Origin of the sequence: Aequorivita sp. CIP111184 (assembly GCF_900489465.1) — a bacterium.
GTDB lineage: Bacteria > Bacteroidota > Bacteroidia > Flavobacteriales > Flavobacteriaceae > Aequorivita.
In genome coordinates, this window is sequence record NZ_UEFQ01000013.1 from 467,292 (window position 1) to 478,463 (window position 11,172).

The following is an 11,172-nucleotide window of genomic DNA, read 5'->3' on the forward strand; positions in this document are numbered from 1 at the left end:
TCATTCCTTGAGAAGTAGTACTTTTACGTTAATTACAAAATAAACTATGCCAAAACAAAAAAGAAAAAAGAAAACCAATAAAATTGAAAATCTTTCTCAAACTATATTAAACATTCTTCGGAAAGATCATTCACAAGCTTTCAACTACAAACAAATTGCCGCAAAACTTCAACTGGACGATCCCAGTAGCAGAAACCAAATAGTTAAAAAACTAAAGGATCTGCAGGGTAAAGGAACCATTCAAGAAATTGAACGCGGTAAATATATACTTACACCTTCTCAAAATTACTACACAGGAAGGGTTGACATTGCAGGCCGTGGCCAAGGTTATATTATCGTCGAGGATTTAGAAGATGATATTTATGTAAGCAATAAAAATTTAAATAAAGCCTTAAACGGCGATATTGTTGAAGTTTACGTTTTTAAACGTAAAAAAGGTGGTAAGACAGAAGGTGAAATCACAAAAATTATTGAGCGAAAGCGCACCGAATTTGTAGGTACCATTCAAGTGCAAGAAAACTTTGCATTTGTTGATGTTACCGATTATAAAATGTACACCGATATTTTTGTTCCGAAGAATAAAATAAACGGTGCTAAAAATGGAGAAAAAGTATTGGTAGCGATGGAAGATTGGCCTGAAAAAGCCGATTCTCCTTTTGGAAGTGTTATAAAAGTGCTAGGTATGCCTGGCGAACATAACACTGAAATCCATTCCATTCTTGCGCAATACGGTCTTCCGTATGAATTTCCGAAAGAAGTTGAAGATTATGCCAATAATATTGATACTTCAATACAAGCTTCCGAAATAAAAAAACGTCGCGATATGCGTGATGTTTTAACGTTTACGATAGATCCAAAAGATGCAAAGGATTTTGATGATGCACTTTCTTTTGATAAATTAGAGAACGGAAACTACGAAATAGGAATCCATATTGCAGATGTTTCACATTACTTAACTCCAGGAAATGAGTTGGATGATGAAGCTTATGAGCGCGCAACTTCGGTATATTTGGTAGATAGAGTCGTGCCGATGCTTCCTGAGATTCTTTCAAATAATGCGTGTTCTCTTCGTCCAAATGAAGAAAAATATACCTTTTCTGCAGTGTTTGAAATAAATCAAAAAGCAGAAGTAGTAAAACAGTGGTTTGGAAGAACTGTAACCTATAGCGATGCGCGTTTTGCTTATGAAGAGGCGCAACATATAATTGAAAATCCTTCCGAAGAAACGCACACAATTCCTTCAAATATTTCAATTACAGATAAAGAATACACTGTTAAACCTGAAATAGCAGCAGCTATTCTTGAAATGGATCGTTTAGCAAAAATATTACGCACTAAAAGAATGCGTGCTGGTGCTATTTCTTTCGATAAAGTGGAAGTAAAATTCATTTTGGATGAAAAAAGCAATCCAGAAGGTGTCTATTTCAAAGAAAGTAAAGATGCCAACAAATTGATTGAGGAATTTATGCTTTTAGCAAACAGAAGCGTTGCTGAATTTATAGGAAAACAAGAACCAAAAAAGACTTTTGTTTATCGAGTTCACGATGAACCGGATGATGAAAAAATAGCAGCCTTAGAAAATATAATTAAACGCTTTGGCTATAAACTGAATACCAAAGACCGCCATACCACTGCAACTTCAATGAACAAGCTTTTAAAAGATGTTCATGGCAAGAAAGAACAAAATTTGATAGATACACTTGCCATCCGAACTATGAGTAAAGCAATGTATACTACTCACAACATAGGTCATTACGGATTGGCATTTGATTATTACACCCATTTTACTTCGCCCATTCGTCGTTACCCAGATGTGATGGTCCACCGCCTTCTTCAACATTATTTAGATAATGGAAAATCAGCGAAAGAAGAAGAATACGAAGAAAAATGTGGTCATAGCAGCGATATGGAAAATCTTGCTACTAATGCTGAGCGCGATAGCATCAAGTACATGCAAGTTAAGTATATGCAGGATCATCAAGACCAAGACTTTTTAGGAGTAATTTCTGGTGTTACCGAATGGGGAATCTATGTAGAAATTATGTCGAATAAATGCGAAGGTATGGTTCGTTTACAAGATTTGAGCGATGACAGATATGAATTTGATAGAGACGAGTTTGCGGTAATTGGACAACGAACTAAAAATGTTTACAGACTTGGTGATGAAGTGTATGTAAAAGTAAAGAATGCAGATTTGGTGAAAAAACACCTTGATTTTACAATGTTAGGACACGAAAAAGAGTATAAAAATTAAATTTATAAAAATGAAAAAACTGATTTTTATAGCAATTCTTTCTATTTCTGCTTTATCATTTTCTCAAGGAAGTACAGAAGTTGGAGACTTTAGTGAATTGAAAGTATATGATCTTATCACAGTAAAACTTGTTCCATCTGATGAGAATAGTGTTGTTGTAGCTGGTGAGAATACAGAATTTGTAAAAACAATCAATGATAATGGAGTTTTAAAAATACGCATGGAATTAGAAGAACGTTTTGATGGAAATGCCACTACTGTAACCGTTTTTTTTAAAAGTATATCCATTATTGATGCAAATGAAGGTGCAGAAATCTATTCTGACGCGGAAATAAAACAACCTAAATTTGAACTTAAAGTCCAAGAAGGTGGAAAAATTAATGTGATGATAGCTGCAGAAAATCTCGATGTGAAATCAGTTTCTGGTGGTGACATTATAACTAAAGGGACAGTAACAAAACAAGATGTGAATATCAATTCCGGCGGTACTTATGAAGCAAAAGATTTAATATCCTCTGAAGCTTATGTAACTGTAACTGCTGGTGGTTCTGCAACTATTTACACAACAGATAAAGTTGAGGCTAAAGTTACAGCTGGAGGTTATATTACTGTCTATGGTAACCCGAAAGATGTGAAGAAAAAGAAATTTGCTGGCGGTAAGATTAAAATAATAGAAGGTAAAAATTAAAATTTTTTCAGTAATTGGGTAAAAGTAATTTGTATTTTTACCCTACTATGTTTGACGGTTTACTCTACGCGGCATTCTACGGATTTTTATTGGCATTTGCTGTCGGTCCAGTGTTTTTCACTTTGATTGAAACTGCTATTACCAAAGGAATTAAAGCTGCTATATTTTTTGATCTCGGAGCACTATTTGCAGATGTCATTTTTATATTGATTGCTTTTTTCAGCACCAATAGAATTCTTGAAAAAGTTAAACACGATCCTGGTTTGCTTATCTTTGGCGGTGCTATTCTTATTGCTTACGGTATTATTTCATACATTCGAACTAACAAATCTATCTTTAAAATAGTTCGGGAGCATTACGCTGTAAAAGTGAAAAAGAATCTTGGTGGTTTATTTCTAAAGGGTTTTCTTTTGAATTTTGTAAACTTTGGCGTTTTGGCAGGTTGGATAGGAACTTTAATTATGGCAAATGCACTCACCACTTCTGAAAACGGTGTACTTATTTTTATTGCCACTGTATTAGCGACCTTTTTTCTCACAGACCTATTAAAAATGCTTTTGGCAAAAAGGTTAAAAAATAAAATGACCCCGCGTTTTATTTTCAAAACTAAAAAGTGGGTAAGTATTTTAATCTTGGGCTTTGGAGTTTTACTACTTATACAAGGTATTTTTCCTAAAGGAGTAGAAGCTGGATTGGACAGAATTCCAAGTCAGCAACATTTAAAAGAAAACCCAATACCTCCTGTGGATGCTTCATTGAAAACTCCTCCAGAATAAATAAGAAATTAATTATTCCTTGTAATTATAATTTTTACCCCCGTCCTGCAATTCTATTTTTACAATGCTATCCAAGGGTATTTTCCTTAAAAATCCTTGTACCAAACGTGCACGGCCTCCTTTTAAAGTATCATTTTCTAAAATTACGGTATCAAAATAGAAAGTATATTTTTTACCATTTACTTGCGTCACCCGCATTTCTATTGAAGGAGAATTGTCTAAATACGTTCTTTTTCCGTCTTTATCCGTTACTATTATTCGCTTAATATTGTTAGAAGTATATTTAATATCAGAATAGAAAAAAGGGTTATTAACCTTAACCTTTTTCATATTTTCAGAAGTTTCATTTATCATTTGCTCACGAAAACTCTCCACTGGAATAGTATAGGTTTTGCAAGAGATAATCAATAATAAGACTCCAAATGCTAACAATCTGTTTTTTAAATTCTTCATATTTTGAAACTATTATAAATAAAAATCTCTCAGTTTAAACTAAATCTTTTGATGATGTATCGAGCGCCCCGACACTTCGGGGGACCCGCTGTATTATTTTAAAGCAATAAAAAACCTCCAACTTTATGTTGAAGGTTTTGGAGGTATCGAGCGGATTCGAACCGCTGTAGCAGCTTTTGCAGAGCTGAGCCTAGCCACTCGGCCACGATACCTTATTAGGCTTGCAAATGTAAAAAAATTAAACTTAAAATTCCTACTTAAAAAACAAATTACCTTTTCTCCTTTATTGTTACACTAACTTCTGCTACATCCCCGCCAATGGGTGGATTTCTTTTAGCAACCGTAACTTTTACTTCATTAACCATTTCCACCTTCAATAAAATACTGTCAATGATGCGTTTTGCTACGTGTTCTAATAACTTCGCGCGTATTGCCATTTCTTCTCTAACAATTTTTTGAAGCATCACATAATCAACGGTATCTGCAAGCTCGTCACTTTTAGAGGCTTTATTTAAATCTGCCTTTACCGAAAGATTCACTAAATAATCAGAGCCTATTTGTCCTTCCTCAGTTAGGCAGCCGTGAAAGGCATAAATCTTTATATTTTTTAAACGAATGGTTCCCATGGAATTAGTTTTCGCAAAGATACTTTTTTATGTTATTTGGTTACCTTTGTACCTCTTAAAACAAAAGCATTATTTATAGGACGCAAGCGTCTTTAAACTAAAAATATATGACAAACGAAGCCGCGCCGCTGAATTTTATTGAGCATATTATTGAAGAAGATCTCACAAAAGGTTACAAAAAAGAACAATTGTGTTTCCGTTTTCCACCAGAACCCAATGGCTATCTTCATATTGGTCACGCCTCTTCAATTTGCTTAAATTTCGGTTTGGGTGAAAGGTATAATGCACCAGTAAACCTTCGTTTTGACGATACAAACCCAGCAAAAGAAGAGCAGGAATTTGTGGATGCAATAAAACGCGATATCTCGTGGTTGGGTTATGAATGGGCTGAAGAAAGGTATGCTTCTGATTATTTTCAACAGTTGTATGATTGGGCTGTTCAGCTTATAAAACAAGGAAAAGCATATGTAGATTCCCAAACCTCGGAAGCGATTGCTGAACAAAAAGGAACTCCCAATACACCAGGAAAACCAAGTCCTTTTAGAGATCGTTCCGTTGAAGAAAATTTGGACTTGCTTGAAAAGATGAAAAATGGCGAAACCAAAGAAGGGGAACACGTACTTCGCGCAAAAATAAATATGGAGTCGCCTAATATGTTGATGCGTGATCCAGTAATGTACCGAACCATTAACAAACACCATCACCGTACTGGAACAGATTGGAAAATCTTTCCAATGTACGATTGGACTCACGGTGAAAGTGATTATATAGAACAAGTATCACATTCTTTCTGTACGCTGGAATTCTTGCCACACAGAGAGCTTTACGATTGGTTTTTGGACCAAGTATATGATTCAGAAAAATTGCGCCCTAAACAGCGTGAATTTGCCCGTAGAAATTTAAGCCATACTGTTGTAAGCAAACGTAAACTTGCGCAATTGGTAAGTAGTGGCGTTGTGAAAGGATGGGATGATCCACGGATGCCTACAATTTCCGGTTTGCGCCGCAGAGGGTACACCCCAGAATCCATTAAAAACTTTGCAGATAGTATAGGTGTTGGAAAACGTGAGAATTTGATAGATGTATCACATTTGGAATTCAATGTTCGCGAAGATCTCAACAAAAAAGCACCGCGAATAATGGTGGTTTTGGATCCTGTTAAATTGATAATAGATAATTATCCCGAAGGTAAAACCGAAATGCTTGAGGCCGAAAACAATCAGGAAGATGATAGCGCTGGAAGTCGAGAAGTGCCATTTTCGAGAGAGTTATTAATTGAAAGAGAAGATTTTCTGGAAGAGGCAAACCGTAAGTTTTTCCGATTGACCCTTGGAAAAGAAGTACGTTTAAAAAATGCATATATTATCAAAGGCGAAAGTGTTGTAAAAGACACTGAGGGAAATATTACAGAAATTCATTGCACCTACGATCCAGAAAGCAAAAGTGGAAGTGGTTCTGAGGCTTCATTGAGAAAAGTAAAAGGCACGCTACATTGGGTCTCTGCAGCACACGCACTTCCTGTTGAAGTACGTCTTTACGATCGTCTTTTTACTGAAGCTTCACCAGATACTAACAAAGCAAAAGATTTTATGGAATTTATAAATCCTGATTCTCTAGAGGTAATTACTGGTTATGCGGAACCAAGTGTAAAAAATTCAATAGCAGAAGATAAATTTCAGTTTCAGCGTTTGGGGTATTTCGTTATTGATAGAGACTCTACTTCAGAAAAAATTGTTTTCAATCGAACGGTTCCATTACGTGACTCTTGGTCTAAACTGGCTGATAATTAACATTTTCACTTAAATATAATTTGTTTTTTAAGAGAATTTGGCTAATTATCTTACTTTTTAAGATAAATTTATATATTTAAAATTAACTATTAACCGGTTATTAACAGCTAACCAAGATAGTGTTACCTACCTTTGATATCATTAACTAATAAATATATATAACAATGGCATCAAATACTGGTCAAACACTTATTGCATTATTAACTGGAGCCGCGATTGGAGCGGGATTGGGTATACTATATGCACCGGAAAAAGGTTCTAAAACAAGAGAAAAACTTAGCAAAGAAGCTAAGAAAGCTCAGAAAAAATTGAATCAGCAAATTCAAGAAACTAGTCATACGTTAAGCGAAAAAGCTCAATATGCTAAGTATAATTTTGAGCAAAAGTTGAACGATACTTTATCTTCAGCTAGTTATAAAGCGGATGATATTTTGTTGGCAATGGAAGATAAATTAGAAGCTTTGAGAAAACAAAATGCAAAACTTCAAATTGATTCTACAGTTGATAAAGCAAAATCTTCAGCCAAAAAGGTAACTGTATAAGTATGATATTTAAAGGCCTTACAGACAGCCTCCACAAGGTAACAGATAGAATAGAAGATTATGGTTTAAGCATGGCGGAGTATTACAAACTCCGCTTGTTTAAATCTGCAATGAAGGGTTCTGTATCACTTGTAAATCTTTTGGTTTATGGCAGTCTTTCCCTTTTTGTATTACTCTTTCTTTCTATTGGTGCAGCCTTTTGGTTGGGTACATTTTTTGAAGAATCTTATATAGGTTTTCTTCTAATAGGTGGCTTCTATGGAGTCATTTTAATTTTCATGTTTATTTTCGGCAGAAAAATTATAGAACGTAATATGCTCTATAAATTCTCAGGATTATTATATGATGAAGATGATTTAGACCCAGAAGTTCTTGCTGAGCAAGAAATTAAGGAATATGAAGAAACATTGCAAGAGGAAGCCATTAGAAAAGCAGAAAACTCAAAATAGCATCTATGAAGCGATATACTACTTTTGAAGAAATAGACAGAGATTTGAAATACCTTCGGCTTAAGTCGCAGATTGATCTTGAAGAGGTGAAATTAGGACTTAATGCAAGCAAGGATACCATAAGTGAAACTTTTTCCCCAATCAATTTAGTTGCCAGTACAGTTGGCTCAATTATTAAAAAAGCTTTTGTATTGAAAATAGTGGATAAGCTTATAGGTATAAAACCAGTAAAAAAGAAAGAATACGATGAAGATTAGCATTTTTATGCTTTCCTCACTTTTATTTATTTAGAAAAAGACCGCTGAAATTTCAGCGGCCTTTTTGTATTTAATGGTTTAGAATGAATTAATAATTTAAATCGTCACCCTCCTCTTGTCTTGGTGGAGATTGGCGTTTTGGTTTCTTTTTGTTAACAATTCCTTTTTCGAGGTTTTTTTTCTTCATCTCCTCACCAATTTGATTGCTGGCTACAAATGAAGCTATCATATTGTTCAACATCTCGCTGCCCGCTTGAGGAGAATTAGGCAAAAGGATAAGGTTAGTATTTGTTGCTTCTCCAATGGATTGTAATGTGTCGTAATGCTGTGTAACTACAATCAATGCCGAAGCCTCTTGTGAATTGATACCTACATTATTCAATACGTCCACACTTTCTTCCAAACCGCGGGCAATTTCACGACGCTGATCTGCTATACCTTGTCCTTGCAAACGTTTACTCTCAGCTTCTGCTCTTGCTTTAGCTACTATTTTTATTCTTTCAGCTTCTGCTTCAAACTCTGCAGCAACTTTTTCACGTTCAGCTGCGTTTATTCGGTTCATTGCCGCTTTTACCTGTATGTCCGGATCAATATCTGTAACTAGTGTTTTAATAATATCATAACCATACGTGCTCATCGCTTCATTCAATTCTGCTTTTACGGCAATTGCAACGTCGTCTTTTCTTTCAAAAACATCATCGAGCTTCATTTTAGGTACTTCTGCACGTACAACATCAAAAACATAAGATGTAATCTGATCGTGCGGATTTTCCAACTTGTAAAAGGCGTCATAAACTTTCTGTTCCAATACCTGAAATTGTACCGATATTTTAAGACGTACAAAAACGTCATCTTTGGTTTTTGTTTCTACAATTACATCCAATTGTTGAATTTTCAAATTAATACGCCCAGCAATACGATCAATTAAAGGAATCTTTAACTGTAATCCTGAATGTCTTATACTGTGAAACTTTCCGAAGCGTTCTACTATTGCAGCGGTTTGCTGTTTTACAGTAAAAAATCCTGCCAAGAGAATAAAAAAACCAACAATAAGTAGTGGTATAAAAATAAATCCACCCATAATTTTTAAATATTAATAATTAAACATTGTGGAAGATACAAAAAATAAAACCTATTTTCACGCCCTCAAAATATCCTCAGCTATGAATTTTAAACAATTAATTTTTGTTTCTCTTTGCCTTTTCTTTTTTCAGCAAACCTTCGCTCAACGCAACTATAATAGCTATAATTTTTTAGGAATTCAGGGCGGAATAACATTCTTCGACATTCAGACCGACGATTTAGTAACCAAACAAAAAGAAGGTTTTACGGCTGGTTTTACAACACGTGGTGCATTTAGAAATGATTTTGATTTGGTTTATGGGTTGAGTTTTCAAAGTTCCACAGTAGGAGTGGAAGGAAGCCTAGGTATCGATAAACAGGATATTGGATATACAATTCAAGGTGCCCAGATAAATTTTTTAGGAAGTTATAACATCATCGTTAAACATTTGAGTATTGAATTCGGCCCAGTTTTCGACATTAACGGCAAGATGAAACTTGACAATGATAAATATGAAAACTACATTTTAACGGGATACGAAGAGCTTAAAGCCAAAGATATACAAGAAATATCAAGATTCAATGTTCGGCTAGCAGCTGGGTTAACGGCGGGATTGGAGCATTTCAGAATTAGCGCCCAATACCAATATGGCGTGACGAATATGTTAGGAAAACTGAACGACAGAGGTTTAGAAAATAAAGATTTTGAAGGTCATAGCTCCACCATTGTTATTGCTGGTGTAATTTACTTTTAACCTATATAATCAATTGCTTTTTCAATACGGGAAATGCTTTCTTCCTTTCCTAAAATTGAAAGAATATCAAATACATCCGGCCCTTTCATTTCACCAACAAGTGCTAAACGAAGTGGCATCATCACTTTTCCAAAACCAATATTTTCTGAAGTAATCCAACCCTTTACTTTTTCTGAAATGTTTTCTGCGGAAAAGTTTTCCGAAGTGTTTAATATTGAAACTACTTTTTGAAGCAAGTCGGTCGTTTCAGGTTTAAACGCTTTTTCTGCAGCTTTTGCATCATAGGTTTTAGGCGCTTCAAAGAAGAAACTTCCCTGCTCCCAAAGATCGCTTACAAAAGTGGCGCGTTCTTTTAAAAGTGAAACTATTTTTTTCACATCGAGAGCACTCGATATGTCTTTTTCTTTTAAAAATTTCAAAAACTGGGAAGACAGTTTTTCATCATCAACCTCTTGCAGATATTGATGCTGAAACCATTTCGTTTTTTCGGGATCAAATTTTGCTCCGGCTTTATGTACGCGATCTAATTCAAAAGTTTCAATCAATTCCTCCAAACTAAAAATTTCCTGTTCCGTTCCTGGATTCCAGCCTAAAAAGGCCAGCATATTTATAACGGCTTCTGGCAAATATCCATCTTCGCGATAGCCAGAAAATAAGTCGCCATCAGCTGTTTCCCATCGTAAAGGAAACACCGGGAAACCCATTTTGTCGCCGTCGCGTTTACTTAATTTTCCATTACCAGTTGGTTTTAAAATTAGCGGTAAATGTGCGAACTGTGGGGCATCCCAACCAAAAGCGCGATACAATAAAACGTGTAAGGCTAACGACGGCAACCATTCCTCGCCACGAATAACGTGTGTAATTTCCATTAAGTGGTCATCCACAATATTTGCCAAATGATAGGTTGGCATTCCATCACTTTTAAAAAGAACTTTATCATCAAGAATGTTGGTTTCCACCTGCATTCCGCCACGGATTATGTCATTTAAATAAAGTGTTTCATCCACTGGAGTCTTAAAACGGATTACGTATTCTTCACCATTGGCTATTTTTTCCTGCGTTTCCTTTGCAGAAATAGTCAAGGAATTTTTCAGTTTTAAACGGTTGTGCCAGTTATAAATAAAAGTCTTTCCTTTTTCTTCATGGTCTTTTCGGTGTGCATCAAGTTCTTCAGCAGTATCGAAGGCGTAATATGCATTTTCAGATTCAATCAGCGCATCTGCGTATTGCTTATAAAGATCTTTTCGCTCGCTTTGGCGATAGGGACCGCATTCAGCCTCTTTTCCTGGACCTTCATCGTAGGGAATGTTAAGCCAATTTAAAGCTTCAATGATATATGCCTCTGCACCTTCCACATAACGATTTTGGTCAGTATCTTCTATTCTTAACAGAAAATCACCACCGTGTTTTTTTGCGAATAAATAATTAAACAAAGCAGTGCGAACACCACCAATGTGTAAAGGACCAGTTGGACTTGGGGCAAAACGCACCCTAACTTTTTGAGACATAATCTGTATTCT

The 11,172-nt window shown here is 35.3% G+C and carries 12 protein-coding genes and 1 tRNA gene; 8 read left to right on the forward strand and 5 right to left on the reverse strand.

What is annotated here, in order from left to right; genetic code table 11:
• Window positions 1-46: 46 nt before the first annotated feature.
• From rnr to AEQU1_RS02270, 3 genes are read left to right on the forward strand one after another with little or no spacing between them, the layout of a single operon-like run.
• A complete protein-coding gene (gene rnr / locus AEQU1_RS02260) occupies window positions 47-2,254 on the forward strand; it encodes a ribonuclease R (RefSeq protein ID WP_111878445.1) in 2,208 nt (735 codons plus the stop codon).
• A 10-nt stretch (window positions 2,255-2,264) separates the two neighbouring features.
• On the forward strand, window positions 2,265-2,942 hold the full coding sequence (locus AEQU1_RS02265) for a head GIN domain-containing protein (protein ID WP_111878446.1): 678 nt from the start codon (window positions 2,265-2,267) through the stop codon (window positions 2,940-2,942).
• Window positions 2,943-2,989: 47 nt separating this feature from the next.
• The gene (locus tag AEQU1_RS02270) at window positions 2,990-3,718 is read left to right on the forward strand and encodes a LysE family translocator (protein WP_111878447.1); all 729 of its coding nucleotides are present in this window, start codon (window positions 2,990-2,992) and stop codon (window positions 3,716-3,718) included.
• Window positions 3,719-3,730: 12 nt separating this feature from the next.
• On the opposite strand, the gene AEQU1_RS02275 is transcribed toward AEQU1_RS02270, so the two are convergent.
• The 3 genes from AEQU1_RS02275 to folB form a co-directional block, all read right to left on the reverse strand.
• Window positions 3,731-4,171, reverse strand: a complete 441-nt coding sequence (locus tag AEQU1_RS02275) for a hypothetical protein (protein WP_111878449.1) — start codon at window positions 4,169-4,171, stop codon at window positions 3,731-3,733.
• Between the two features lie 138 nt (window positions 4,172-4,309).
• Window positions 4,310-4,383 (reverse strand) — tRNA-Cys (locus AEQU1_RS02280).
• Window positions 4,384-4,440: 57 nt separating this feature from the next.
• Entirely contained in the window at window positions 4,441-4,797 is a 357-nt protein-coding gene (folB, locus tag AEQU1_RS02285; protein WP_111878451.1) for a dihydroneopterin aldolase, read from the reverse strand.
• A gap of 107 nt (window positions 4,798-4,904) precedes the next feature.
• Between folB and AEQU1_RS02290 the strand changes: the two genes are divergently transcribed.
• From AEQU1_RS02290 to AEQU1_RS02305, 4 genes are all read left to right on the forward strand, one after another.
• Window positions 4,905-6,587, forward strand: coding sequence for a glutamine--tRNA ligase/YqeY domain fusion protein (locus AEQU1_RS02290; protein ID WP_111878453.1), 1,683 nt, complete (start codon window positions 4,905-4,907; stop codon window positions 6,585-6,587).
• 164 nt (window positions 6,588-6,751) lie between these two features.
• Window positions 6,752-7,129, forward strand: coding sequence for a YtxH domain-containing protein (locus AEQU1_RS02295; protein ID WP_111878454.1), 378 nt, complete (start codon window positions 6,752-6,754; stop codon window positions 7,127-7,129).
• Between the two features lie 2 nt (window positions 7,130-7,131).
• Window positions 7,132-7,578 carry a hypothetical protein gene (locus tag AEQU1_RS02300; protein ID WP_111878456.1) on the forward strand — a complete coding sequence of 149 codons (447 nt, stop codon included), beginning with the start codon at window positions 7,132-7,134 and terminating at the stop codon, window positions 7,576-7,578.
• A 5-nt stretch (window positions 7,579-7,583) separates the two neighbouring features.
• Window positions 7,584-7,835, forward strand: coding sequence for a hypothetical protein (locus AEQU1_RS02305; RefSeq protein ID WP_111878457.1), 252 nt, complete (start codon window positions 7,584-7,586; stop codon window positions 7,833-7,835).
• Between the two features lie 88 nt (window positions 7,836-7,923).
• Here AEQU1_RS02305 and AEQU1_RS02310 read toward each other — a convergent pair whose 3' ends face one another.
• Window positions 7,924-8,916, reverse strand: a complete 993-nt coding sequence (locus AEQU1_RS02310) for an SPFH domain-containing protein (RefSeq protein WP_111878459.1) — start codon at window positions 8,914-8,916, stop codon at window positions 7,924-7,926.
• Window positions 8,917-8,998: 82 nt separating this feature from the next.
• On the opposite strand from AEQU1_RS02310, the gene AEQU1_RS02315 reads away from it, so the two are divergent.
• Complete coding sequence (locus AEQU1_RS02315; protein ID WP_146743705.1) at window positions 8,999-9,652, forward strand: hypothetical protein; 654 nt, start codon at window positions 8,999-9,001, stop codon at window positions 9,650-9,652.
• Here the strand turns inward: AEQU1_RS02315 and gltX are convergent.
• Window positions 9,649-11,160, reverse strand: a complete 1,512-nt coding sequence (gene gltX, locus AEQU1_RS02320) for a glutamate--tRNA ligase (RefSeq protein ID WP_111878462.1) — start codon at window positions 11,158-11,160, stop codon at window positions 9,649-9,651. The genes AEQU1_RS02315 and gltX overlap by 4 nt on opposite strands.
• Window positions 11,161-11,172: the final 12 nt, after the last annotated feature.

Excerpts from the sequence above, each read along its gene's own strand:
- rnr (WP_111878445.1), top strand. The coding sequence starts at position 47 with ATGCCAAAACAAAAAAGAAAAAAGAAAACCAATAAAATTGAAAATCTT.
- AEQU1_RS02265 (WP_111878446.1), top strand. The coding sequence starts at position 2,265 with ATGAAAAAACTGATTTTTATAGCAATTCTTTCTATTTCTGCTTTATCA.
- AEQU1_RS02270 (WP_111878447.1), top strand. The coding sequence starts at position 2,990 with ATGTTTGACGGTTTACTCTACGCGGCATTCTACGGATTTTTATTGGCA.
- AEQU1_RS02275 (WP_111878449.1), bottom strand. The coding sequence starts at position 4,171 with ATGAAGAATTTAAAAAACAGATTGTTAGCATTTGGAGTCTTATTATTG.
- folB (WP_111878451.1), bottom strand. The coding sequence starts at position 4,797 with ATGGGAACCATTCGTTTAAAAAATATAAAGATTTATGCCTTTCACGGC.
- AEQU1_RS02290 (WP_111878453.1), top strand. The coding sequence starts at position 4,905 with ATGACAAACGAAGCCGCGCCGCTGAATTTTATTGAGCATATTATTGAA.
- AEQU1_RS02295 (WP_111878454.1), top strand. The coding sequence starts at position 6,752 with ATGGCATCAAATACTGGTCAAACACTTATTGCATTATTAACTGGAGCC.
- AEQU1_RS02300 (WP_111878456.1), top strand. The coding sequence starts at position 7,132 with ATGATATTTAAAGGCCTTACAGACAGCCTCCACAAGGTAACAGATAGA.
- AEQU1_RS02305 (WP_111878457.1), top strand. The coding sequence starts at position 7,584 with ATGAAGCGATATACTACTTTTGAAGAAATAGACAGAGATTTGAAATAC.
- AEQU1_RS02310 (WP_111878459.1), bottom strand. The coding sequence starts at position 8,916 with ATGGGTGGATTTATTTTTATACCACTACTTATTGTTGGTTTTTTTATT.
- AEQU1_RS02315 (WP_146743705.1), top strand. The coding sequence starts at position 8,999 with ATGAATTTTAAACAATTAATTTTTGTTTCTCTTTGCCTTTTCTTTTTT.
- gltX (WP_111878462.1), bottom strand. The coding sequence starts at position 11,160 with ATGTCTCAAAAAGTTAGGGTGCGTTTTGCCCCAAGTCCAACTGGTCCT.